Here is a 25,224-nt window from a genome sequence, read left to right on the forward strand (position 1 = left end):
TTATGTCGATTTTCGGTAAAACATTAGCCAGCATGGGTATCGGAGCCACTCAGGTAGATACACGCTTAGAAAAATCAAGCTACCGCCAAGGAGACTTCATTAGGGGAGCCGTTTATGTGCAAGGAGGACAAGTGGAGCAGAGAGTCGACGATATCTATCTTTTCTTAGTTGTCCAGTATCATCATGAAGGAAATCATGCAGAGTATGTACTCGACGAGTTCCGGATTACAGAGCCATTTTTCATTGGTCCGAGTGAGTCAAAAGAGATTCCATTCGAGTTTCAACTCCCTTATGATGTACCTGTCACCACAGGCGGTTGCCCTGTTTATCTGAAAACGGGCCTCGACATCCGGATGGCAAAAGATCCAAGCGACGTAGACGGCATTGAGATCACACCTCACCCACTCGTGCACCAAATGATTCAATTAATCGAAGAAGTTGGATTTGAATTAAGAGGTGTCACAGCCGACTTCGAGCATTATTTCACACAACAACCGTTTGTACAGGAGTATCGCTTTGCTCCGTTATTACGATTTCAAGATGTAGTTGACCAAGTGGTTGTCGTATTTACCCCACACGATCATGAGATAGACATTATTTTAAAAGTGGATCGCAAGGCTGTGGATTTGATGACATCGATGGAAGAGGCGCTTGATTTGGATCAAAGAATGACTCGCTTCGTTGTGACTCAGGCTGAGTATGAGTCAGGGCAGTTGGCGAGGAAAGTGGAGGGTTTGATTGTGAAGCAGGTTTATTGATATAGTAGATATATTTGGGATGTAATTGAGGGATAAGATGGAAGGATCATTTCTCGTGATTCTCACAAGCTAGTTGTGAAAAATAGAAAGCACTGTATCCGGGCGTGGATGCAGTGCTTTTCTCTAAGGTCATACGCGATTGTGTAGAGAGTGATCAAGCAGAATTCCTATTGTAAATACTTTAATAAACGATCTACTAATGATTCTGTAACCACTAGATTTCCACCTTGGATAAACAACTGATCGACCTTCTTATCCTTGCTTCGTTGCTCATCTAAGTATTGCGCTACACTGGTTGAAAAAGAGTCTCTTGGAGTCAGAAGTAAGGTGCCTTTATGTTTGGCAGCAAGTGGTGCCCCTAAGACTGCATCGGTATGAATGGTGCCAAGTGGCTGAGCAGGGTTGTTTTCCCCATTTGCTAAAACGATCGTTCTAGGGTCAGTTTGGAACTTTTTCGCTAATTCAACTCCAGACTCATAGCGAGAGAGAGTTTTACCATCTCCAATTCTCTCTACCGTATTGCCAGAAGCGAGATCGCGTAGTTGCTTCTCGATGTCTGTCGGAACAACCGTAGGATCATCTACAATCACAAACTTTTTATACTGTGGATATCTCTTGAGGAAATCTTTCACATCAGCATGAATCACAGTATCTCCTACGTAAAGAAGCGGTATCCCTTTTTGAATCGATATATTCATTGCTTGTGTACCTACAGGACCGAAACTGCTACTGGTGATAAGAGCAGTTTCTGGTTTTTTCCCTAATTCATTCATTTTGTTAGTGAAATACTCAGCAATTTTCGCATTGGTTTGGGCTGGATAAGCACCAGCTATGCGAACTGGCTTAATTCCTAAATCTTGGATCGTTTTTTCCACATGGGTAGACATTCTATCCGAACCTCCTAGAATATAGGCTGTTTCGGGCTTTAATCGTACAATCTCTTGCTTTACTCGATCAGGGAGTACACCATTTTTTCCAGTAGGGGTTAGCAAGATGGGAGCATGGTCGAAGTGGGATAGGACCGCTCCGCCTTTTATATCGTAATAGTCATCTTGTCCGGTAATGATAACGGACTTGGCTCCATCTGGATGTAGTGCTTGGCTGGTTTTAATTGCTGTGTCATATTGATCAGAGCCATTGGTTCTGAGGAGACTTGGACGAACGACTTCAATCACGCGAATGATCGAATTTCCGCTTTGGCTCGTTGCTTGGAACTCATAATTGCTATAAGCTGGTGTGTTTTTCTGAATGATATAGCTTTCTTGAAAAGCATTGCCAACAGGGAGATGACGGACGGAACCGCTTTTTCCTTGTTCTTGTAAGGTTAGTAAAGTGGCATTCGTCGATGTTCCTTCAAACGAAAACCGAATATCTTGCAAAGCAAGTCGATAAGACTCACGAATCGGACTTTCGAGTGCTGGCTTGGTAAGTTTGATTTCAGGAAGATTTGTATCCGGTTTTTCGATAAAGGATAGCTGGGAGAGTGTAATCGAGTAAAGCATTTCTCCCTTTTCCACGACTAATGCATACTTTCCAGCAGGTAGTGAACTGCCTGTTTGATAAGTCTTTTTACCATCCAGAGAAGAAATAAAAGCATTCGGTGCTTTTCGTTCTCCAGAAGAGGTTAGGTTAATCGTTCCTTCATCCGTTGTTTCAAACGAATAGTAATGGATTTCACCTGTATGTAAGTATGCATTGTACGAAATCGGACCGGTGTAAGGTTTTTGAGTCGTAACAGTAGGATCAGCAGAACGTTTCTTTCTTGCATTTTGCTTTTTATCCACGTTCTTGAGTCCTTCCTTCCAGTTAGACACAATCGGTTGTGGTAAAGAAGGCGTATAGGATTCTTTATCTGTTGGGCGGACGAGAGAAAGTTTTCCTTCCGCAAGTGCTCCTACTGGCAAACAAAATGCCACAAATAGGGTAGCGAGTAACATGATGCGCAACCCTCTTGAAAAGCGAACAAACATTTTTCCATCTCCTCTATATCTTGTAATTCCTTTCTTAATTTACATGATTATATCTCGATTCACAATGAAAAATATAAAAAATAATTTAAAAACGGATAATAATCATATATAATTTGGAATGGATTTCATGACGGAGGGAGAAAAAGCAACAGATGAGTAAGAAAGTTCGAATAATAGTAAGCATGATTGTCACCATTTTCTTATGGACAAGCATGCAACCTCTACCTGCCTATGCGGTAGATTTCATCAACAATGAGTATTACCAATGGCAAATCAAACAGCCATATGCAATGGATAAAGATTCCAATGCCCTTTTATCGTTTTATAAGGAGACCGCAGCAGAAAAGAAGGCAGGATCTAAAACACCAGCCGCCCCTGCGAAAGCGTCTATCGTCAAAGATCAAATTATTGACTGGGGAGAACCGGTCATCACCTTAAACGAACCCACTAAGGTTCACGGTGATGGAGCTGAGCTCAGTTGGAGCAAGTACACCGGTTCCGGTTTCATAGAGTATCAGGTCCACCGGAGTACCCAGCCTAAATTTACTCCGAGTGAAAGCACCCTCGTCGCTCCGATCGACGGAGTGAATCAGACACAATACCGAGATACGACTGCCCAGCCAACTCCGGCAATCCTTCCTGTTGAGATGGGGCGTACGTATTACTACATGGTTACCGTCAAAACCACGGATAGTAAGATTTTCCCTTCCAAGGAAAAGCAAGTGCAATTACCAAAGGCTGGCCTTACCCTACAAGTAATCAGGCAAGCAGAGGATACCACCCTTTCCAGCGCAAAGCCGACTACGAATTTAGATAAAATAGATGGAAAGTCGTTTCTATCCGTAGGGAATATGGGGCCCTACGGAACCACACGTAGTGTAATCAAATTTGACTTATCTTCCCTTCCTACCGGAGTAAAAGTATCGAGCTCCTATCTCGCACTCATGAATTCCGAGTATGAGGAATCGGATGATAAAACACCTACGAAATACGATATCTATTCACTCGCCAAAGGATTTACCGAAGAGGCTACCTGGAACACCCCATGGAGTCAACCAGGTGGAGATATTGAAATCGGCTCACTCAATGCCATCAGTACAAGCTATACAGCCGAGTGGCATCTGTGGAAGACAACGCCTGCCGTTCAAGCATGGTTAAACGGTACGAAAACGAATAACGGATTTTTGCTAAAGTTTCAGAGTGAAGAAGGAAGTGTGAAAGAGCGGACAGCCTTTCATAGTAGCGAATCACCCGATACATCTGTACGTCCGAAATTAATGGTTATCTATAGTACGAAGTCTGCTGCTAATAACTACCATGCCCCGAGTACTCCTTCTTACATGACCTCCGGAGCAGAGTATGTGGTGGACGTCACCTTAACGAATACGACTGAAGAGAAATGGAGTGGATCAACCGATAAACTTTCCTATCACTGGATTGGACCGGATGGGAAAGAAGTAACCAATGCACGTCTTGATAGCCCACTTCGTCCCGTAGATGAAAAAGGCATCGAAGCCCCAACCCCGATTGATGTCAATCCCGGGCAGACGATTAAAGTTCGAGCCAAGGTAAAAGCACCTGAAATGACAGGGAACCAACAGCGCGAATCCTATAGCCTGCGTTGGGACCTATCGAAAAATGGAAAATGGCTCTCACAAGATACGAACCCAGTAGCCGTACTAGAGCAAAAAGTAGCCGTAGAGAAGAAAGGAGAAGAAAAAGGCTTCGGACATAATGCGGCTCATATCAGCGCTTTTGCCAGTCCAGACAGCAAAGTCGGAATCAACGTTTATCAAGGGAATGTCACCTTTTTCTACAAACCCTACTCAAACCCATCGCGAGGATTTGAGACCTATGCACAGCTTAACTATAACAGTCTAAGTACCACTGATTCCGGTCTCGGAAAAGGATGGTCACTCGGTACCGGATCGGTTGTAAGTATCGGTGCTCCTGCCACCAATGGCGCGATGGTGAATAGCAAAGATGAAATCATCTCGGGTGCCGTAGTAGTTGTGGATGAAGAAGGCGAAAGCCACGAATTTACTTGGAATAAGAGCAAAAATAAGTTTGATCCACCACCAGGGCTGAATCTATCCGTTGAATACATAAGTGGGACAGATAAGCGAAAAAAATGGGTCTTCACGGAACAAGACCGAGTGCAATACTTTTTAGATGACAGAGGCTATACCAGTGAGATCGTGGATAAAAACGGGAACAAACTCATCTACGAATACGAAGAACGAAAGATCGATAACAAACCGAAACAATTTCTACGCCGAATCAAGGACTCGATGAATCGGGAGACTTTGAAAATCTCGTATAACGACCGAAATAAAGTGGACTATATCGATGACATCGCAGGCAGACGGATGCAATTTGTCTATGATGATCAAGATCGATTAGTCAAGCTAATGGATGGCATTGACGTAGGGAAAGTCACAAATGTGACGGACTTAAAAACCTACCGATTTGAATACCATCCGACACTTAAGTCACATATCACGAAAGTGACCGATTCTCGTGGGAATCCTACCACGTTTGAGTATCATACAAGTGGAGATCTAGCCAATAAAGTCACCAAAATGACGAACCGGGCAAAAGAAAACCTTTTCATTGACTACAATGCAAACCAGCGTATTGTAACCGATGCGAATAAAGATCGTCACACGGAATACTCCTTTGATGGCAAAGGCCGCCAAACGCAAGTAAGTGTAAACACCAAATCCAAAACACGTACCACCAAATACGAATACGACGACGATGACAACATGATTCGTCTCGAAGAGCCAAATGGTGCGGTTACCACTTGGAAGTACAATGAACACGGGCAACCGCTCATGAAGACTGACCAAGAAAACAACGCCTTGTCCGACCCTTCTGCCCGAAAATCCACTCGTTACGAATATCAAACTGGAATGGATGGAAGAGTTTCAGAGCTCGTCAAAGAAACCTCCCCAGAAGGCAGAGAAGTTCGTTATACCTATGATGCCAACGGGAATATGCTCACGAAGCAAAACTCGATGAGCCTCGGAACGACCTATACCTATTGGCCTGGCGGATTGTTAAAGAGCGCTTCCGATGTAAATGGACACGCTACCATTTCAGACGAGTACGATGCAAACGGACTAGCACAAAAGGTAACCGATGCCAAAGGAAATGTCACATGGTCTACCTACGGATCGCGTGGTGAAACATTAACCACCACCAATCCCAAAGGCAAGCGAATCACCATGACCTATGACATCTATAAACGACTAGAAAAAACCGAAATACCAAAAGATCTGAAGAAAAATGAATACATTACCCAAATTGCCCCCGTATACGACCAAAATGGCAATGTCGTCAAAGAAACATCCGCAACCGGAGCGGAAACCTTTTATGAATATGACGCTATGGATCGGGTGATTGAAACCAAACTCCCTTCTGACACCGATACCAAAGTACCCCGTGTGAAGAAGAGTGAGTATAACAACGTTGGGAAACTGATCAAAGAGACCGAGCCAAACGGTAGTTTGACCAAGGATGATGATCAGGACTATATTACGACGTATGAATACGATGATTTTGATCAACTCATTGCCACGACAAACTCATTAGGTCATAAAATAACCTACGAATATGATGACGTCGGAAACCAGATCAAAACCACTATGCCAGAGGGAATCGCCTCTACCGCAGATGATAAAGATCATACCATCCGGAAAGAGTACGATAAAAATCACCGCGTAGTTCGCGAAATCGATGCGAAAGATCAATACACCCATACCACCTACGATGCGGATGGATTAGTCACACGCATCAAGGATAAAGATGGGAATCACGTCTATAAATACTACGACCGACGGGGACTACTCGCAGAAGAGCGCGTCCCACATAACGGTAAAGAACTCATCACCAAATATGACTACGACGGTGCCGGAAACCTCCTAAAAGTAGAAACCCCTCGTGGCGTAGCTACTCCGACCAAAGGAGACTTCGTCCAAGAGAAAGTATACGACGAACTAAACCGTGTAACCGAGATCATCTATCCACATGACGGCAAACAATTAGAACGTCCGAAGATGACCTATCAATACGATGAACTAGGCAACGTAACCGAAGTAACAACCCCAGCTTCCTACGGACAGGTCGATCGCATTAAGACCAAGATGACCTATTATGATACGGGCTGGCTCCGAAGCATCGAAGATCCATTCGGAGTGAAAACCGAGTATCAATACGACGATCTAGGAAAGCAAACCGAAAGAGATATAACAAGTGCCGATGGCAAACTCAAGCGCGAGATGGGCTGGGCTTATCAGCCAGATGGGAAAGTCAAACAACTCTATGACTCAGGGCTGAAAGGCACGCCTGCAACCTTTAATAAGAAGTTGCTTCAATATACGTACGATGCTAACGGGAACCTAGTCGAAACCAGGGACCTAAGTACCAAGGCAAACGTAGACAAGTATAAGATGAAGTACAACCATGTGAACCAAGTCATCTCCGTTGAAGAATGGAAAAAAGACAAGGTCACGAAAAAATTCGACTACACCTACGACCGAAACGGAAACCTATTTAATCTCGTCTATCCGGGGCAGACCTCGTACTACTATTACGACACCGTGAACCAAGTCTCGTCCATGATGAGCCAGACCGGAAAAGACGAAGCCCAGTGGACCGAGTACCAACGAACTCCTTCCGGGAAAATCAAGCAGGTAACGTTGCCAAACGGCAACCAGACCACTTACAGCTATTACGAAGACCAGAAAACCAAAGAAATGCAAACCAAGAAGCAGGATGGAACGCTTCTACAAAGACATTTCCTCGAGTACAACGAAAACGGTCACCGTACGAAAGACATCACCACCCTCCGTGGTGCCGATAACCAGCAGATGGATAACACCTACCGCTACGAGTACGATGCTCGTGATCGCCTCATCAAAGCGGAGAAAGATGGGAAACAGAAGTCTTTTGAGACGTATATTCTAGATGCGAATAGTAACATCGTGGAAAAGAATAAAGACAATAAATTTACCAGCTTCCAGTACGACCGCAACCGTCTCATCTCTGAGAAGAAAGAAGGCGTCAAATCCGACTATCAATACGACTCAATGGGACGTGTCGAGGAGATCAAAGAAGGCGAACAGATCAGAGAACAATATACCTATGACCCATTTGATAACATTACCGAGCATATCAAGACTGATAAAGAAACCAAGAACCAAATCAAGACCCAATTTGCCTACGACTCCTTAGATCGCACTATCGCGAAAGTAGAGCAGGCAGGAACGGACCAGTCTAAGAAGACGAACTTCGATTACCTTGGCACCACCGAGCAAGTGATCTCGGAAGAAGTCGCTGATCAGATCACCAGATCCTACGTTTACTCTGCATGGGGCGAACGGATGGCGATGATCAAAGCAGGAGAAAAGCCAGAAACATCGTATTATGGTACTAACACCGATGTCGATGTCGAACTCCTAACCGACGAGAAAGGAAATGTTCGTAGCACATATGGCTATTCTCCATATGGAGAGAACGACGAAACCCTCTTCACCGGAGTAGACAAGCCAGATCCGAATAACCCAACTAAAGAGATGTACAACTCGTTCCGTTACAGCGGAAAACGTTGGGATCCGAATACGAAGTCCTATGACCTCGGCTTCCGGAACTACTCTCCCGAACAAGGACGATTCCTGACGCAGGACTCGTATACCGATGCAGGGAAGTTTAAAGAACTCGTCATGGACCCAAGAAATGCGAATCAGTATGGATTTGCCGCTGGGAATCCAGTGAGTAGTGCCGATTTAGATGGACATGGATATATGCCTGTTGATGATAACTCAGAGGGAATCGTGGGTATATTCATGGCTCCTAATGGGAATGCCGTTATCCATCATCAGGATGGGGACACAGACACTTATAATCACAAAAAGAAGACATGGACATATAAACAGGCTGACTATAAAAAAAATAAAGCTACTGATAATTCCAAGAAAAAGAAATCACAGCCAACTCCATCGAAACCGAAAGCACCACCAAAGCCGAAACCGCCATCGAGTTGGAAAGCAATCGCCCATACGATATTAGATGTGGCAGGTACCTTTGATCCAACGGGAGCAATCGACGCTGCGCATGCGGGATGGTATCTGTTCGAAGGCGACTATGAAAATGCATTCTATACTGGCATGGGCATATTCCCCGGAGGCGACGCATTTAAAGCCGGCAAGTATAGCAAAAACGTAAGCAGTACCACCAAAAGGGCCATAGACGCAGCCTGTAGATGCTTCGTAGCCGGAACCCGAATTGAGACAGAAGACGGTGGTAAGCCGATCGAAGAAATCGACATAGGTGACAAAGTCCTTGCCAAGAACGAAGAAACCGGTGAAATCGCCTACAAAGAAGTCGAATGGCTCTTCAAGCGAGAGATAGACGAAATCTACGAAGTCCACATCGGCGGCGAAGTCATCCAGACCACCGACGAGCACCCCTTCTGGGTAATCGGCGAAGGCTGGGTAAGGGCTAAGGATCTCCGCAAAGGCGACATCTTTGAGACCGATAAAGGGAAGAAGTTACCGGTTGATAAAATCGTTAAGAAGAAACAGAAAGCAACCGTCTATAACTTCAAGGTGAAGGATTTCCATACGTACTATGTTTCAGATTTGAAGGTATTGACGCATAATCAGTGTGATTTTTTGAAGGGGTCAAACAAAAAAGGAGATATTACAAACCGAGGATCGTGGAGGAAAGGTACTGTCCGGGATGCTTGGAACAGGGCAGAAGATGGTCCGAATGGTGGGAAATTGTGTCCTAGCTGTGGCAAGGAAGTTATAGTTGCACCATTCTCTGGTAAGCCGCGTGACTGGGATATTAGTCATATGCCGTCATGGACAAACAGAAGGTTCCCATTGGATGCAAAACGAAAAGATTTCCTGGATAATTATCAAAAAGATACTTTTCTTGAATGTCCTAGTTGTAATAGACCTAGATCAAATCGAGATTAATAGTATAAAATGGCACTATTAATTCACCCTAGTTATGAAGCATGATTCCGTGAATTGTACTTGAGAATACTAATACAATCATGGAATCATGTCTATATTTAAGTTGGAGGAATAAAATGAGTAATTATATAGATTTTCTTGAAAGCCACCTAGGCAAAATTGAGTCTGGTACTTCGGAGATAGAGGGTTTTCAAGTTGCACGGTTTACAAAGGGACCTTTTCAAGGAACAGTTGTCTATTCTACCTTGGGGTTGAGTCATCATTATTTTAAATGTCCAATTTCCAATAAAGAAATAAGGCAGGAGTTGTTTTTTGTTTCTTATTCCGAGTCTGAATATGACAATATTCCAGGGATCTTGGAACAAGTTGGACGAGAAGCATTAGAGAAGCACCGTGCCTACTTAGCTGGGGAGGTTATTGGACCAAGAGGGAATTTATTTGAGGGGACCCAGTTGGAGGCGTTGTATGTTGCAGTGCCGGTTTACTTCCCAGATTCATTCCATGTTTTCTATCCCGAAAATGATATCCCCATTGTTCAGGCATGGTTAGTGCCCATTACTTCTGCTGAAGCAGACTTTGTTAGAAAGAATGGTTGGAGCAAATTTGAAGATATTTTAGAAAAGGTAGATCCTGATGTAATCGATTTTAACCGATCCAGTATTATTTAATAGATTAGTTTTGGGACATTGGAAAAGGTGATGATTGTATGGGAATTAGAACAGCTCATAGACAGTGAATTAAGTAGGTGTTGATATTGAAAAAATGGAAAGATATTCTATTAGACATATCGTATTCTCAAGTAAACGTTTTTAATACGGACTTACAAGATCCGTTTAATGATTGGACAGATACACATGTAAAGCAAAGGTTTTCTTGGAGAGAAGGTAGTGTGTCATTCGGTGCGTTGTCTGACTGGGAAAGTGAGGTTAGTGTGGGGCTGGGAGAAGAAATATACGCGAATGAGCAAGCTATTCGATCCATAGTTGTACCATTCTATGTAGAGGGTAATGGTGTCACAATAACAAGTATTCTATCAGAAGAGTTTATTTTTGACATTCCACAAGGAAGTTATGAATTATTTTTTCATGCCATTCCTTTAGAATCCGGAGAGGACGGTCTGTATCGTGTAAGGTATGAGTTAACATTTGTTAGATGTGCTACACCAAAACCTCATATTTTAAAGTATGATGATGAATTATCTCCACCTCAAGAGTTCTGTATGGAGGCTGAACCAGCCTAGTTGAATCAAATGAAAATGGAAAAGACTTAATCGCTTTTGGGCTTCGGTCTAGAGGCGATTTTTACTAGCTATACAGGTGACAAAGTCCTCGCCAAGAACGAAGAAACCGGCGAAATCGCCTACAAAGAAGTCGAATGGCTCTTCAAGCGAGAGATAGACGAAATCTACGAAGTCCACATCGGCGGCGAAGTCATCCAGACCACCGACGAACACCCCTTCTGGGTAATCGGCGAAGGCTGGGTCCCAGCGAAGGACCTCCGCAAAGGCGACCTCTTCGAGACCGATAAAGGGAAGAAGCTATCGGTTGATAAAATCGTCAAGAAGAAACAGAAAGCAACCGTCTACAACTTCAAGGTGAAGGATTTCCATACGTATTATGTTTCGGATTTGAAGGTGCTGACTCATAATAGGTGTAACCTAGATGATCTAGGAAATATTTCTGGTAGCTTGGACAAGATCAGCAAGTTTAAAGATCCCGATGAGTTTGTTAGACATGCACATGGAGTTTTGGAGAAAAACGGATTTAATGTAAGTGATTTAACAAGATCTAATTCAGACAGAGGATGGAAATTTAATGTCACTGGCTCAGGAAGTCCGGTCTCCTCAATGAGGGGGAGCATGGGTGGAGGACGACACGGTGATGTTCCATATGCAGTGATAAGTACAACTGACAAAGGAAAATCGAAAGTTGTCTGGGGTTCTGAATCGAACTATCGAACTTCCGGTAATGAGAAATCAAGCATATATTTCCTAAAATAATGGGGGATGGGAAAGTGATACCTGATATAGTAGATTTAAATGCCCCAGTCATTCCAGGAGAAAGCATCGGCGGTTTCTTGCTGGGTGAGCATATTCAAACTTACAAAGGAATCATTAGGAAGTTTGGTATTATTAGTTCAGAAATCACAAATCAAAGCTTCACAAAATATTGGGAGCTATTTGTTCCGTTTCAAGTTGAATATGAGATTCAAAATACATTAAAGCTTATTTTTGATATTTCTGATGGAAGTCTATGTAAAGTATTTGCTCTTCCAAATTATAAAGGAACATTACTTGGAGGAATACATTTAGGGATGAAAATCTCCGAAGCGATGCAATTTGATCCCCGTATTAAGTTTGATGATGATGAAGAGTTGTACTACATTCCTGAATTAAAAGGATTGTCCATTGACACAACATTGGATAAGGACAAGAATGAAATCATTGACTGTATAGCTGTGTATACAGAAGAGAGTTAACAGGCTACACTCCACCCCAATAAATTCAATAATTGGGGTGCTTTTTCTATGGTTAATTAGTGTCATCATTATTTGTTGCGGAACCTCATGAAGTTGTAGAGAACAGCGGCTTTAATATAAGTGGTCGAATTAAATCTAAATCGCAAAGAGGCGAGAAATTTAGTGTGACTGGCTCAGGAAGTCCGATTTCCGCCATGAGAAGTAGCATGGGTGGAGGACGACACGGCGATGTGCCATATGCAGTGATAAGTACAACTGATCGAGGGAAAACGAAAGTTGTCTGGGGGTCCGAATCGAATTACCGAACTTCTGGAAATGAAAAATCAAATATATATTTTTTGAAGTAGATTGCACAAAACGACTGTATAGGAGGGAGCATTATGGGCTTTAATATAGTGGATCTACAGGCTCCGATTATACCGGGAAAAAGCATAGGGGGCTTTCAGCTAAGGGAGAATATTCAGGTATATGAAGAAATAATCTTGAACTTCCCTAGTCTTAAACCAAGTATATCAGAGTATACCCCACTCCTTGTAGAATATGAGATTAAAGACACACTTGTCCTCATATTCAATATTAAATGGGAGCTTCGTCATATCATTGCATACCCCAATTATAAAGGGACTCTGTTCGGCAAAATACGCATGGGGATGGAAATCTCTGAAGTAATGCAAATCGATAACCGATTTACATTTGATGATTTCGATGAAGTATACTATATTCCTGAATTACAAGGATTAGTAATTGATACAACGCTTGATGAAGATGATGTTGAAGTTGTTGATCGAATTGCAGTGTTTACAGAGGAAGTCTTGTAGAACTGTATATGTAAGAGAGAGCAGTAGAGTCGCTTCTAGATTTCATATCTGGAGGCGATTTTTACTAGCATAAGTGACAAGGTTCTCGCTAAGAATGAAGAAACCGGCGAAATCGCCTACTAAGAAGTCGAATGGCTCTTCAAGAGAGAGATAGACGAAATCTACGAAGTCCACATCGGCGGCGAAGTCATCCAGACCACCGACGAACATCCCTTCTGGGTAATCGGCGAAGGCTGGGTCCCAGCGAAGGACCTCCGCAAAGGCGACCTCTTCGAAACCGATAAAGGGAAGAAGTTAGCGGTTGATAAGATTGTTAAGAAGAAGCAAAAAGCAACCGTTTACAACTTTAAGGTGAAGGACTTCCACACGTACTATGTGTCGAATTTGAAGGTGTTGACGCATAATACTTGCGGCCCTAAATTTGGTCCAGGTGCCGGTCCTGATTTTATTGTTACTCCTGGAGGGACTGCTGTTCCTATTCCGAAAAATGGAGTTAATACAGGTCTCTCTAAAAATGGAAAAGGTACTAAGTACGAACATGGATCCGGTGGACATGATTTCGATTCTAGAACAACGGGAGTGCGAATCATGGATTCGACATCAAGGTACCCTAACGGTTATGGTGTTTATATGAATAAATCTGGTCAAACCATTAATCCTTATACTGGTTAGACTACCAAAGGAAAAACTGATCCATGGGGGCATTTGCCTTTTAAGTAGGTCAACAACCATCGATATAGTGGACATTTGGCAATATTAAGTCAACTATATGAGCACTTGTCATAGAGTTGATTTTTAAAATAAGGGATAGTTCTACTCCTTAAATTAAAAGAGGGATGAAGCTTGATTTTAAAGAGAATTGAAGGTAGTGAATTAAGTTCGGTAATTTTTATCCGAGATTATATTCAATTAACATTTGAAGGAGATCAGTGTGATAGTAAGCTAACGGCGTTTACAACACCTGTAATACGAATCAGAAATGATAGTGTCTCTTATCGATACGGTGAGTCTGGATATTGTGACAAAATGTGTGACTTAATAAACCAGACTGTGGAGGCTGTGAAGGAATATCCAGATAAGGAGGTAAAAATACTCTTTACAAATGGTGTTTATTTCTCCATATCTTTAAGAGAAGAGGACTATGAGGGGCCAGAGGCAATGATGTTTCAAGATAACAATTTAAATGAGTGGGAAGTTTGGTAAGAGATTTATGAGTGGTTAGAGGATATTCTTTGAGGTTATCCTTGCTGGATCAGAGCGAAAGATCTGTGAAAAGGTTCCGAATCCGAAGAGGTGATGAGACCTGAAGATTTCAATAGTTGAGTTCCATGAGAGAGCGTATGGTGAATTTGATGTAGTGTTTTCTTCTGATCTAGGAAGTAGTAGAGCAATCTGGAAAGGAGAGAAACCTGTATTAAATGCTGATTACGAAGTTGAATTAGAATTTCTAGATACCTTATGGTGGGGGAGAGATATTGTCGAATCTGTGGATAATCGTTATTCCATTTCAAATAATGCCCATTATGTAGGTGTGACTGGAAAGTTGGAGTCAGTATTTGAAGACGGGTGTGTGGTGATCCGCTTGGAAGACAGCATTATATTGCTGGATACAGTAGGAGAACCTTGTAGTATAGGGAATTTCGTTAGGATTCAAACGAAAGAGATTTTTTTGTTTGACGTAGCACTGTAGTAATCTAGTGTTGTGATATGCTCTCAATGGATAGCAATTTGTCTGTGATCCATTGGGAGCTTTCTATTAGAGGAACTATCATATCATTTTCATGATACACTCCTAAAGGAAATACAATCAGTATGGATTTACGGCTGGGAATCATAGAGGCAGCATGTAAATGCTTCGTAGCTGGAACCCGAATCGAGACAGAAGACGGCGAAATTGCCTACAAAGAAATCGAATGGCTCTTCAAGCGAGAGATAGACGAAATCTACGAAGTCCACATCGGCGACGAAGTCATCCAGACCACCGACGAACACCCCTTCTGGGTAATCGGCGAAGGCTGGGTCCCAGCGAAGGATCTCCGCAAAGGTGACCTCTTCGAGACCGATAAAGGGAAGAAGTTAGCGGTTGATAAAATCGTTAAGAAGAAACAAAAAGCAACCGTCTACAACTTCAAGGTGAAAGACTTTCATACGTATTATGTTTCGAATTTGAAGGTTTTGACGCATAATAGGTGTAACCTAGATGATCTAGGAAATATTTCTGGTAGCTTGGACAAGATCAGCAAGTTTAAAGATCCTGATGAGTTTGTTAGACATGCACATGGTGTACTTCAGGAAAATGGTTTTAATGTTAGTAAGTTAGATCCAACTAAGTCGCAAAGAGGCGAGAAATTTAGTGTGACTGGATCGGGAAGTCCGATTTCCGCGATGAGAAGTAGCATGGGTGGAGGACGACACGGTGATGTGCCATATGCAGTGATAAGTACGACTGACAAAGGAAAATCGAAAGTTGTCTGGGGTTCTGAATCGAACTATCGAACTTCTGGTAATGAGAAATCAAGTATATATTTCCTAAAATAGCATGGGAGGTAGGAAAGTGATACCTGATATAGTAGATTTAAAGGCTCCAATCATTCCGGCAGAGAGCATGGGTGGTTTTCAGCTGAGAGAGCATATTAAAACCTATGAGGACGTAATAAGCTGGTTTGGTATTATCAGTTCCCAAATTACAAATCAATGTTCCACTAAGTATTGGGAAATGCGTGTTCCGTTTCAGATCAACTATGAGATTCGAGATTCACTCGTTTTAATATTTAATGTTTTGGACGGACGACTTCGTCATATAATTGCCTATCCTAGTTATAAAGGGACTTTATTTGGAGAAATATGTATGGGAATGAAAATCTCTAAAGCTATACAAATTGACTCTCGCATTGAATTCGATGAAGAAGAAGAAGTATATCACATTCCTGAGATACCAGGATTGGCTATTGATACAACACTTGATGAAGATGATGTTGAAGTAATTGATCGAATTGCAGTGTTTACAGAAGAAGTCTCGTAGAACTGTATATGTAAGAGATTAGTAGTAAAATCGCTTCTTGACTTCGGTCGGGAGGCGATTTTACTACTATCATGTAACCGGTAAATGGATCGAGACAGAAGACGGCGGTAAGCCGATCGAAGAAATCGACATAGGTGATAAAGTCCTCGCCAAGAACGAAGAAACCGGCGAAATCGCCTACAAAGAAGTCGAATGGCTCTTCAAGCGAGAGATAGACGAAATCTACGAAGTCCACATCGGCGGCGAAGTCATCCAGACCACCGACGAACACCCCTTCTGGGTAATCGGCGAAGGCTGGGTCCCAGCGAAGGACCTCCGCAAAGGTGACCTCTTCGAGACCGATAAAGGGAAGAAATTAGCGGTTGATAAAATCGTTAAGAAGAAACAAAAAGCAACTGTCTATAACTTCAAGGTGAAAGACTTTCATACGTATTATGTTTCGAATTTGAAAGTATTGACGCATAATAAATGTTACAGGGATACTTTCTTTGAAGCATATCCAGAATTGAAAGGAAAAGTTGTTGTTCATCACGCGATTGAACAGCAGGCTATGAGAAGATACCCGGGTAAGTATACTAACGATGAAATGCACTCTTTAGATAATTTAAGAGGGATTCCTAAAGAGCTTAATAATACACTTCATCTCTCAACTATTCGTAAAGAGTGGAACCAGTTTTACAAAGATAATCCCAATGCTACAAAGGGACAAATTTCCGGTAAGTCTCGAGAAGTCGATGATAAGTACGGTCATCTTTTTAAACCCCCAATTAGGTAGGTGTAGCATTATATGAAGCTTTATTGTTTAATGCCAGAGGTTGCTGGAGGAGTAGGAGAAAATACGATATTTTCCTCAGAAACATTTCCTAATGGTCAGCGAAAAGTTAGTCACTTGCATTATGAATTTGAAGGATGGCTTGGAGATGCTCTTTTAGAAACGTGCCCATGCTTCATTGTGACTACTAGCTTAGCCTCTCTCATAGAAAGCTCTAACCTTTCTGGATATCAATTCAGAAAGGTGGAGGTAAGTATGTCTGAATTTTTTCAGGAGATGCATCCAGAACGAACGCTCCCTGAATTTGTAGAGTTGGTTCCAGAAGGAAAAATAAGTGTATCCAATGGCCTAGTCACTGATTGGACAGGAGAAGACTTTTGCACAGATGAAATTGCAAACCTAATAGTGAGTGAACGGGCTTTGTCTTTTCTAAAAAAACATCGCCTCAATCATTGTGATATTGAACAATTGGCTTGGAAAGAAAAATAGTTAGTTGAACTAGTAATAAACGGTCTCTTTGATATGAAGAGGCCGTTTGTTTTTTGATTCTGATATACAATATGTACCCGTAATGCTAGTTAAAAGATGATAAACAAATAGCTCTTGTGCAACAATTCCTTCATAATGAAAGCGTCACCCTATCATCAGGAGGAATGTTGCATGCAAGAGCACTTTTATGATACACGATCCCACAAAGATATACAAACATTGTATAAACGGATTTACAAGGATATTAAGAGTCTTTATCATCATTGTTACCCAAAGAATTTCGCCACCGGCGAAATAAAAACAAGCAGAAGCAAGAGGATGTTTCGTTAATAGCAGTTTGTCTGATGGGGAAAATGTTGGGTTTTAAATCCGAGAGACAGTGGCATGCGTTCATTGTATCAAATTTATTCTTCGACCAACCATTTCCTGAGCGATTAGGTACAACCGCATCTGTCGTCAACTTCAACGAGCGATTAAAATTCTATGGTATCAAGTTTACGAGGAGATTTGTTTCACAAGCATACTACACTATCATTGACAGCGTACCATTGCCGATTTGCCACTACACACGGGCATCCTGTGTAAGACTTTTTCAGGATGTTGCAAATTACGGTTACTGTGCTTCTAAACGAGAGCATTATTACGGACTGAAAGGATCTTTTCAAATTACGGATCATGGGTACATTGTTAGTTATGGCATTTCCGCGGCATCTGTCCACGACGTGACCGTCGTGGAAGAATTGGTCGAACAAGCCCCGCACCCATACGTTCAAGCTTCGAGTAGGAACTGGGGGTTGTCTCGCAAGAGACATGCTATCTTGAACACATTCTTACGAGCAGCCGAATATTACGGCATACAAGAAACCTTTGATGAGTTGTTTGCAAAAAGCAGACAAGGAAAGAACTTTCATCGTTTATACCATCTCATTCTGTCGGCTGATACCATCCGACTTGATGATATCGATTATACGATTACTAATCGATACTGCTTGAAATGTAATGTAGGTGATTTTAGATCAGGGACCTATCTGAGAGATAAAGTGGATGAGGATATTTATGGGGATAGTTATCTCATTAATTTAAATAGAGGGTTAATCTTTTATTTTTATGATGATAGAGGAATGGACATTGTGGCTACTAGAAAAGACGTTTTAGCTGAAATATACACGAAGTATAGTGATTGGATATTAGAATACGATAGAAAGAAAATAGGTAATCTTTTCCACGCGTCAAAAAGATAGACGAAATCTACGGAGTCCACATCAGCGGCGAAGTCATCCAAACCACCGACGAACACCCCTTCTGGGTAGTGGGCGAAGGATCTGCGTAAAGGCGACCTCTTCGAGACCGATAAAGGGAAGAAGCTATCGGTTGATAAAATCGTTAAGAAGAAGTAGAAAGCAACCGTCTACAACTTCAAGGTCAAGGATTTCCATACGTACTATGTGTCGAATTTGAAGGTGTTGACGCATAATAAGTGTGAAATCGAAGTTGATGCTAGTGATTACAATAATGCGAGGAATAAAGCACTTGAGTTGACTCAACAATATATGGGGAACTCTAGGTCCTACACTGGTAGATTAGAGAAAAGTTATGGTAATGGAAAGACAGTTGGACGCCAATCTGAAAACGGTAGAACTAGATGGAGAGTAGATTGGGATGAAGGAAAAGGACCTCATATAAATGTGGAGATTATGGAAAATAAAGGTTCAAAAGAGAAATTTGCTGTAAAGTTTCCTGGCTCGGTCAATAAAATTATTGATAGATTCAATCGTTAAAAGTATGTGTCGGAAATTCTAGTTAATAACTAGAATTTCCGACTAAATGCAAAATGGGGTGCTGTTCATATGGATAAAGATAGAAAAAACAAGCTAGAAATGCTTCTTAATGCAAATAAAGAGAAATTGGAGAAAAACAAGAGCTATGGAGATCTGTTTAATAAGCTGATCTCAAGTTTAAGTCAGGAGGCGATAATATTTTCAGACGAACGTTCTAACGAATTGTATGGGCTATTGCAGTCGAAAGTACAATTTACGAACTGGAATAGGATAGATGTTAGTTACCTCAATAGCTATGTCAGAGTAAAAGATGAGCTTGAATTGGAGCAATTAGTGAAAGAGCATATGGATGAGAGAGTTCTTATTTTTTGGGGATATGGAACAGACCCTGTTATTGAAGTGAGTTTGGAAGATTGTATCAGAGAACTGGAACAGATTAGGGATGTAGGCTCTGACCAGTGGATTTTTTGTTCTGAAAGTGGCTTTTTTATCGAACTCTACCATGAGAATGAAATTATAGTAGGTTACTTTTAGTCTTAGCTATTTTGCTTCTGAACGGTGTTTCAGAGGCTTTTTCTATTTAACTGGAGAAGATCACATTGAGGAAATCGACATAGGTGACAAAGTCCTCGCCAAGAACGAAGAAACCGGTGAAATTGCCTACAAAGAAGTCGAATGGCTCTTCAAGCGAGAGATAGACGAAATCTACGAAGTCCACATCGGCGGCGAAGTCATCCAGACCACTGACGAACACCCCTTCTGGGTAGTGGGCGAAGGCTGGGTCCCAGCGAAGGACCTCCGCAAAGGTGACCTCTTCGAGACCGATAAAGGGAAGAAGTTAGCGGTTGATAAGATTGTTAAGAAGAAACAGAAAGCAACCGTCTATAACTTCAAGGTCAAGGATTTCCATACGTATTATGTTTCGAATTTGAAGGTATTGACGCATAATACATGTGGCGTCAAAAATACTACGACAAAATGGGATATAAAAACCGATGCAAATGCTAAAGTGTCCTACAATTTCCATGGACAAAAGGTAACTGCTTATCAAGATAATACAGCTAAGAGTTATTGGTGGGCAAAAGATACAACTGGTCATGGAGGATCTGCATTTAAGGTATTTGATAAAAAGAGAAGTGAACTACATTGGGTTGCAGATGCTGATGAATATGGGAATTTCATTTCAAATAAGCACAAGAGCGATACAGGAACAAAAATCAAGCTGAGATGATCTTAAACTCTAATGCTCTCGAGGAATACTGTTCTTCGGGAGCAGATTATATGAATACGTGAAAGAGGTGTATAGAATATGAGTGAAAATGCTAGAGAATTAGATAGATATCTAACCGAACATTTTGAGGATCTAGAATTAAAATCTCCTCTTTTCTACAATGCCCCCTTCGGTATCCGTTTTGAATTAGGATCCGATTTAGGTTGGGATGACGGTAGAATGGATCAAATACTCTTTCGTACTCAAACATTGTTTCACGAATCCTTTTCTAGTAAAGAAGAAATGTATTTTGTTATCTTTACTGATGTTTGGAATGAGGAAATGAAGTGTAAAGATGAAGATCTCGTATTTAATAGTTACAGAAAATGTCTTTCCCACGAGATTCCCCAAAAAGATATTAGTAAAATCGAATTACCTTTCCGATATGAAGATGATGATATCGATTATACGATTACTAATCGATACTGCTTGAAATGTAATGTAGGTGATTTTAGATCAGGGACCTATCTGAGAGATAAAGTGAATGAGGATATTTATGGGGATAGTTATCTCATTAATTTAAATAGAGGGTTAATCTTTTATTTTTATGATGATAGAGGAATGGACATTGTGGCTACTAGAAAAGACGTTTTAGCTGAATTATACACAAAGTATAGTGATTGGATATTAGAGTATGATAGAAAGAAAATAGATAATCTCTTTCTACCATAAGAATTCAATTCTGATTAGATGGACGAACTCTTCTAGTCGAATGGCTCTTCAAGCGATAGATAGACAAAATCTACGGAGTCCACATCGGCGGCGAAGTCATCCAAACCACCGACGAACACCCCTTCTGGGCAGTAGGGGTTGGCTGGGTCAGGGCGAAGGACCTCCGTAAAGGTGACGTATTCGAAACCGATAAAGGGAAGAAGCTAGCGGTTGATAAAATCGTTAAGAAGAAACAAAAAACAACCGTTTACAACTTTAAGGTGAAAGACTTTCATACGTATTATGTTTCGAATTTGAAGGTTTTGACGCATAATACTTGTGGTCCTATTTGGTCGAAAGGGAGACATGGAGATTCGGTCAAAAATGCATATGAACATTATAAAAAGCATGTTGTAGCAAAAGGGGAATTTCCAGAGTATCAAAACTCTTTGCAGTATGTTAAGGGAGCACATGATTTTGTTAAAAATCCTCCCGCAGGAACTCTAACCAAAAAAGGTGATTATGGAAAGACCTTTCTCTATCACGAGTCATCTAATACATTTGCTGTAACAAACAGGAATGGAGTTTCTCAGACAATGTACAGACCAACAGGTGGAATACGTCACTATAACAATAAGTAGTAGAAAGGTCGTGATTTGAATGGACTGCTATCCATGTCCTTGTTGTGGTTATTTGACCAGAATAGAAAAAGAGTATGGAACGTATGATATTTGTCCAGTTTGCTGGTGGGAAGATGATGATATACAAGCTAAACATCCTGACCATCCAGGCGGTTCCAATGATGAGAGCTTAAATGAAGCTCGTGAGAACTTTAAAAAATTCGGGGCTTGTTCGGAATTCGGTTTGAAGCATATTAGGAAACCTCTACCTGAGGAAATTCCACTAGGAAGGTAAAGATTAATTTATTTTTGATTTGACTTTGTAGTAAGAGGCTGTTTAAAAAGTAGATAATCTACTCTTTAAACAGCCTCTGTCTTGTAAATGCTTCGTAGCCGGAACCCGAATCGAGACAGAAGACGGCCAGAAGCCAATCGAAGAAATCGACATAGGTGATAAAGTCCTCGCCAAGAACGAAGAAACCGGTGAAATCGCCTACAAAGAAGTCGAGTGGCTCTTCCAGCGAGAGATAGACGAAATCTACGAAGTCCACATCGGCGGCGAAGTCATCCAGAAGACCACCGACGAACACCCCTTCTGGGTAATCGGCGAAGGCTGGGTCCCAGCGAAGGACCTCCGCAAAGGTGACCTCTTCGAGACCGAAAAGGGAAGAAGCTAGCGGTTGATAAAATCGTCAAGAAGAAACAAAAAGCAACTGTCTACAACTTTAAGGTGAAAGACTTCCATACGTATTATGTTTCGAATTTGAAGGTATTGACGCACAATATGTGTAAGTGGATAGATGAGGATAGGATTCCTCAAGCAAGCGAAACAATACTGTCTACTTTTACGAAGACTAAGATTCCGCGAGTAAAAGGAGCAGCGGTTTACGAAAATGATAAAAAGCTTTACCATCTTGACACCCTTCATACAGGTTCAGGAGCCCATTTAGAGGTGTACGATAAAAAAGAGGGAGACATATTGGAGAGGCTGATCCTGTAACTGGGAATATAGCTCCTGATACAGCTGATCCTACAAAACGGATAAAAAGATAAATATCTATCAGCTATGGAGTTTGGTGACAAACTCCATAGCTTTATAAATTAAGAAGGAGACTTGTATGAAAAAAACATTACTTCATCAGTTTAAAGTGGCTGGATAATGATATATACATGTTGGATATTGTTTCGAATAACATTGTCGTAAATAATAACTATACAGGTATTCAAATTTTGGATAGTCGCTTGAATTTAGTCAGATGTATAGAGCCCTTCGATGATATTGCTATCTACTCACTATACAAACATCATTCTAACAAAGAGATTATTTTGTATTGTCCAGAAAATGAATGTTTGGTTCATGTCAATTTGGACTCTGGGGACTTTCGAAAAATAGAGTTGGATAATCAATTTTCCGAAGTGGTCTTTTCTTCCATATATCTTTGGAAGAATGAAGAGGTGATGTTCACAGACTATCGTGGGCATTTTTATAGATTATGTATTGAAAGTGGCGCAATCAGAACAGTAGATTTAAATAGTATTAAGACATGTTACACATCGTTCTATCGTTTTTGGGACAACTGGCAAAGTATATTATTATAAAAATGTTAATATAACGTCTGTTTATGATAAAAATAAAAATTATATTGAAAGCAGTCGAGAGAGTGACCATAAACCAGATAAAGAAATTAGAGCTTCTCGCCAAAATGTTACCAAGAATAGAAGTGTAATCTTTGTGAGTCATGCATCAGGGGCGAAAACAAAGAAAATGAAGTATGTTCCTGTTCCTGATATTGACTACCGTATGTCGATTAGCTTCGAGGGAGGTAAGATTAATGCCAGAGGCACCCACGATGGTTTCCCAGCATATCAAATCAGATATAATGGCAAGGTTCGTTATACCCACGATCCGGGTAATAAGGAGGATATTTATAGTTTAATTGGATCAGGAGAGCACAGTTTCAATGTGAATCTAAACTAGTTGATGGAGATTGATCTAGCACTCGCTAGGTCAATCTTTCTAAATTATGATAAGGATGATTATCATGAAGCGCATTATAACCTTGTTATTAGGAATTCTCTTAATCCTAAGTTCGCTTTGGCCGATTTCATTAATGATTGCTGAGAAGATACATGGGGAAATCATATTTAAGCAGTATGATCGTGATGAATTAAAAGAAGTAGATAACTACATGTTTCACGATAAAAAGGTTAAGGTTGAAATAGAAAACATTCAAAACAACAGATACTGGGATCATCACTATCTGAAGAGATTTGTTGTGAAAGCAGACATCCTGGTAAAGATCGATCAGGAAGAGGTAATGACTTTAAAAGGGAAGTTGGTTGCAGTAAACGAAGATGGAACAACAGATTCTAGACCGGTTAGCAAATACGTCAAATTTTTTGTCATGACAGATCGTAGTAAAGACTCAAAGTTTCTCTCAGTTATTGGAGATAGTACACATGTGCCATATAAAATTGATAAAAACAATGTCATATTTGATCCAGCAGTAGATGAAGATCGGACATTCGAAAACGTAAATTTATATGGAAATGGTCAGATGGACATTTCTTCGTTTTCGTATAAAAAGAAAGGAACCTATTTGCAAACTTGGTTAGCCAATTCTTTCGAAACAACTACTTTTGGTCATTATACGGATATTTTTCATCAAACGTACGGTTTTGAATTAATTGCATATCCATTTGGTACGCTTGCTCTAGGACTATATGTTTGTTTTTGTAAGGTGAGGAAGAGAAGGATAGAGCATAGAAAGAAAAATTTAATGGGCTCCAAGCATGTCTTCATCCTAATTATGGGTGTCATTTTGACAGTACCTTCGTTTTGGTCAACTTCTTTAATAGCAACAGAAAAAATACATGATGTAATTGTACGTAATCAATATACAGTATCTTCTTTAAAGGAAACACAAGAAAATGGTGTGCAAAGATATATATTTGGTGGAAAAGTAATTACGATTGAAGTAGAGAATCTTCATGATGAACGGTACTGGGATATCAAGCGTAATGCCTTTGTCACGAATGCAAATATTGTAGTGAGAATCAATCATGAAGTGGTAATGAATCTAACAGAAAAACTTCTAGAGATAGAAAAAGATGCATTTAATCTCAATTCATTAAAGTGGTATGTAAATGTATCTGAGATTCTAGATAAAGGAGATAGCTCTAAGTTTCTATCCATCATCGGTAATAGTTCTGAGATACGATATGAGGATGATGGAAATGGTGTCATAGATCCTGTGGTAAATCAAAGTGATCAAACGTTTGAGAATGTTAACTTGTTTTCAAATGGAGAAATCAAGTCCAGTTCCTTTTCTTACGAAAATAAAGGATCTTACCTTCAAACAAAGCTAGCAAATTCCATAGCAACTAGTAACTTCGGTCACTATACAATCCTTTTACGTGAACTAAACCCTGAATATAAGTTCTATGTATTAGCTGTATTTCCATTTGGAACGCTGATTGTAGGATTATATTTCTTGTATAAGGGCAGATTTGTATTATGTAGGTGGTGTAAAAGCCTACAGTTAAACCTGCTCAACAAAGTGAAAAGAAAATAATCCATGTATACTGGATGCGGAAGTTAATTTTGATATG

The 25,224-nt window shown here is 40.8% G+C and carries 25 protein-coding genes and 1 pseudogene; 25 read left to right on the forward strand and 1 reads right to left on the reverse strand.

The window, feature by feature from the left end; translation table 11 throughout:
• The first annotated feature begins 2 nt into the window (after positions 1-2).
• The gene (locus BLU58_RS13875; protein ID WP_093293066.1) at positions 3-758 is read left to right on the forward strand and encodes a sporulation protein; all 756 of its coding nucleotides are present in this window, start codon (positions 3-5) and stop codon (positions 756-758) included.
• Positions 759-925: 167 nt separating this feature from the next.
• Here the strand turns inward: BLU58_RS13875 and BLU58_RS13880 are convergent, their stop codons facing one another.
• Positions 926-2,728, reverse strand: a complete 1,803-nt coding sequence (locus BLU58_RS13880) for a cell wall-binding repeat-containing protein (RefSeq protein WP_093293067.1) — start codon at positions 2,726-2,728, stop codon at positions 926-928.
• 152 nt (positions 2,729-2,880) lie between these two features.
• Here BLU58_RS13880 and BLU58_RS13885 point away from each other — a divergent pair, with 152 nt between their 5' ends.
• The 24 genes and pseudogenes from BLU58_RS13885 (at position 2,881) to BLU58_RS14010 (ending at position 25,187) form a co-directional block, all read left to right on the forward strand.
• Entirely contained in the window at positions 2,881-9,714 is a 6,834-nt protein-coding gene (locus BLU58_RS13885; protein WP_093293068.1) for a DNRLRE domain-containing protein, read from the forward strand.
• A 116-nt stretch (positions 9,715-9,830) separates the two neighbouring features.
• Positions 9,831-10,382: a suppressor of fused domain protein gene (locus BLU58_RS13890; RefSeq protein ID WP_176786696.1), complete on the forward strand. Its 552-nt coding sequence runs from the start codon at positions 9,831-9,833 to the stop codon at positions 10,380-10,382.
• Positions 10,383-10,468: 86 nt separating this feature from the next.
• Positions 10,469-10,954: a competence protein ComJ gene (gene comJ / locus BLU58_RS13895; protein WP_176786697.1), complete on the forward strand. Its 486-nt coding sequence runs from the start codon at positions 10,469-10,471 to the stop codon at positions 10,952-10,954.
• A gap of 36 nt (positions 10,955-10,990) precedes the next feature.
• Positions 10,991-11,713 (forward strand): polymorphic toxin-type HINT domain-containing protein, encoded by a 723-nt coding sequence (locus BLU58_RS13900; RefSeq protein WP_093293071.1) that lies wholly within the window; start codon positions 10,991-10,993, stop codon positions 11,711-11,713.
• A gap of 14 nt (positions 11,714-11,727) precedes the next feature.
• Positions 11,728-12,192: a hypothetical protein gene (locus BLU58_RS13905; RefSeq protein WP_143123798.1), complete on the forward strand. Its 465-nt coding sequence runs from the start codon at positions 11,728-11,730 to the stop codon at positions 12,190-12,192.
• Positions 12,193-12,572: 380 nt separating this feature from the next.
• The gene (locus tag BLU58_RS13915; RefSeq protein ID WP_093293074.1) at positions 12,573-13,010 is read left to right on the forward strand and encodes a hypothetical protein; all 438 of its coding nucleotides are present in this window, start codon (positions 12,573-12,575) and stop codon (positions 13,008-13,010) included.
• Positions 13,011-13,160: 150 nt separating this feature from the next.
• The gene (locus BLU58_RS13920) at positions 13,161-13,682 is read left to right on the forward strand and encodes a polymorphic toxin-type HINT domain-containing protein (protein WP_093293075.1); all 522 of its coding nucleotides are present in this window, start codon (positions 13,161-13,163) and stop codon (positions 13,680-13,682) included.
• A gap of 171 nt (positions 13,683-13,853) precedes the next feature.
• Complete coding sequence (locus BLU58_RS13925) at positions 13,854-14,213, forward strand: hypothetical protein (RefSeq protein ID WP_093293077.1); 360 nt, start codon at positions 13,854-13,856, stop codon at positions 14,211-14,213.
• Positions 14,214-14,367: 154 nt separating this feature from the next.
• Complete coding sequence (locus BLU58_RS13930) at positions 14,368-14,700, forward strand: hypothetical protein (protein ID WP_093293079.1); 333 nt, start codon at positions 14,368-14,370, stop codon at positions 14,698-14,700.
• A 122-nt stretch (positions 14,701-14,822) separates the two neighbouring features.
• Complete coding sequence (locus BLU58_RS13935; RefSeq protein ID WP_093293081.1) at positions 14,823-15,548, forward strand: polymorphic toxin-type HINT domain-containing protein; 726 nt, start codon at positions 14,823-14,825, stop codon at positions 15,546-15,548.
• Between the two features lie 16 nt (positions 15,549-15,564).
• Positions 15,565-16,032, forward strand: coding sequence for a hypothetical protein (locus BLU58_RS13940; protein ID WP_093293083.1), 468 nt, complete (start codon positions 15,565-15,567; stop codon positions 16,030-16,032).
• A gap of 37 nt (positions 16,033-16,069) precedes the next feature.
• Positions 16,070-16,807: a polymorphic toxin-type HINT domain-containing protein gene (locus BLU58_RS13945; RefSeq protein WP_093293085.1), complete on the forward strand. Its 738-nt coding sequence runs from the start codon at positions 16,070-16,072 to the stop codon at positions 16,805-16,807.
• A gap of 12 nt (positions 16,808-16,819) precedes the next feature.
• Positions 16,820-17,293, forward strand: a complete 474-nt coding sequence (locus BLU58_RS13950) for a hypothetical protein (protein ID WP_093293087.1) — start codon at positions 16,820-16,822, stop codon at positions 17,291-17,293.
• A 263-nt stretch (positions 17,294-17,556) separates the two neighbouring features.
• On the forward strand, positions 17,557-18,534 hold the full coding sequence (locus tag BLU58_RS13955; RefSeq protein ID WP_143123800.1) for a DUF3885 domain-containing protein: 978 nt from the start codon (positions 17,557-17,559) through the stop codon (positions 18,532-18,534).
• Between the two features lie 204 nt (positions 18,535-18,738).
• The gene (locus tag BLU58_RS13960) at positions 18,739-19,071 is read left to right on the forward strand and encodes a hypothetical protein (protein ID WP_176786698.1); all 333 of its coding nucleotides are present in this window, start codon (positions 18,739-18,741) and stop codon (positions 19,069-19,071) included.
• A gap of 69 nt (positions 19,072-19,140) precedes the next feature.
• Entirely contained in the window at positions 19,141-19,605 is a 465-nt protein-coding gene (locus BLU58_RS13965; protein ID WP_093293093.1) for a CDI toxin immunity protein, read from the forward strand.
• Between the two features lie 79 nt (positions 19,606-19,684).
• Entirely contained in the window at positions 19,685-20,302 is a 618-nt protein-coding gene (locus tag BLU58_RS13970) for a polymorphic toxin-type HINT domain-containing protein (RefSeq protein ID WP_255404728.1), read from the forward strand.
• A gap of 78 nt (positions 20,303-20,380) precedes the next feature.
• Positions 20,381-21,013 carry a DUF3885 domain-containing protein gene (locus tag BLU58_RS13975; protein ID WP_093293097.1) on the forward strand — a complete coding sequence of 211 codons (633 nt, stop codon included), beginning with the start codon at positions 20,381-20,383 and terminating at the stop codon, positions 21,011-21,013.
• Positions 21,014-21,111: 98 nt separating this feature from the next.
• Complete coding sequence (locus tag BLU58_RS17325; protein WP_369813800.1) at positions 21,112-21,633, forward strand: polymorphic toxin-type HINT domain-containing protein; 522 nt, start codon at positions 21,112-21,114, stop codon at positions 21,631-21,633.
• Between the two features lie 19 nt (positions 21,634-21,652).
• Positions 21,653-21,907, forward strand: coding sequence for a CPCC family cysteine-rich protein (locus BLU58_RS13985; RefSeq protein ID WP_093293101.1), 255 nt, complete (start codon positions 21,653-21,655; stop codon positions 21,905-21,907).
• Positions 21,908-22,052: 145 nt separating this feature from the next.
• Positions 22,053-22,324 (forward strand): annotated as a pseudogene (locus BLU58_RS17015) (polymorphic toxin-type HINT domain-containing protein); the annotation flags it as partial.
• Positions 22,325-22,396: 72 nt separating this feature from the next.
• The gene (locus tag BLU58_RS17020; RefSeq protein ID WP_255404724.1) at positions 22,397-22,612 is read left to right on the forward strand and encodes a hypothetical protein; all 216 of its coding nucleotides are present in this window, start codon (positions 22,397-22,399) and stop codon (positions 22,610-22,612) included.
• A gap of 561 nt (positions 22,613-23,173) precedes the next feature.
• Positions 23,174-23,590 (forward strand): DUF3238 domain-containing protein, encoded by a 417-nt coding sequence (locus tag BLU58_RS16175; protein ID WP_255404729.1) that lies wholly within the window; start codon positions 23,174-23,176, stop codon positions 23,588-23,590.
• A 64-nt stretch (positions 23,591-23,654) separates the two neighbouring features.
• Complete coding sequence (locus BLU58_RS14010) at positions 23,655-25,187, forward strand: hypothetical protein (RefSeq protein WP_093293109.1); 1,533 nt, start codon at positions 23,655-23,657, stop codon at positions 25,185-25,187.
• The last annotated feature ends 37 nt before the right edge of the window (positions 25,188-25,224 follow it).

This window comes from Thermoactinomyces sp. DSM 45892 (assembly GCF_900107305.1).
Lineage (GTDB): Bacteria > Bacillota > Bacilli > Thermoactinomycetales > Thermoactinomycetaceae > Baia.

Bases quoted from the DNA above. Each gene is read 5' to 3' on its own strand.
- BLU58_RS13950 (WP_093293087.1), top strand. From the start codon at position 16,820: ATGAAGCTTTATTGTTTAATGCCAGAGGTTGCTGGAGGAGTAGGAGAA.
- BLU58_RS14010 (WP_093293109.1), top strand. From the start codon at position 23,655: ATGAAGCGCATTATAACCTTGTTATTAGGAATTCTCTTAATCCTAAGT.
- BLU58_RS13965 (WP_093293093.1), top strand. From the start codon at position 19,141: ATGGATAAAGATAGAAAAAACAAGCTAGAAATGCTTCTTAATGCAAAT.
- BLU58_RS13985 (WP_093293101.1), top strand. From the start codon at position 21,653: ATGGACTGCTATCCATGTCCTTGTTGTGGTTATTTGACCAGAATAGAA.
- BLU58_RS13915 (WP_093293074.1), top strand. From the start codon at position 12,573: ATGGGCTTTAATATAGTGGATCTACAGGCTCCGATTATACCGGGAAAA.
- BLU58_RS17020 (WP_255404724.1), top strand. From the start codon at position 22,397: ATGTGTAAGTGGATAGATGAGGATAGGATTCCTCAAGCAAGCGAAACA.
- BLU58_RS13975 (WP_093293097.1), top strand. From the start codon at position 20,381: ATGAGTGAAAATGCTAGAGAATTAGATAGATATCTAACCGAACATTTT.
- BLU58_RS13875 (WP_093293066.1), top strand. From the start codon at position 3: ATGTCGATTTTCGGTAAAACATTAGCCAGCATGGGTATCGGAGCCACT.
- BLU58_RS13935 (WP_093293081.1), top strand. From the start codon at position 14,823: ATGGATTTACGGCTGGGAATCATAGAGGCAGCATGTAAATGCTTCGTA.
- BLU58_RS13885 (WP_093293068.1), top strand. From the start codon at position 2,881: ATGAGTAAGAAAGTTCGAATAATAGTAAGCATGATTGTCACCATTTTC.
- BLU58_RS13880 (WP_093293067.1), bottom strand. From the start codon at position 2,728: ATGTTTGTTCGCTTTTCAAGAGGGTTGCGCATCATGTTACTCGCTACC.
- BLU58_RS13890 (WP_176786696.1), top strand. From the start codon at position 9,831: ATGAGTAATTATATAGATTTTCTTGAAAGCCACCTAGGCAAAATTGAG.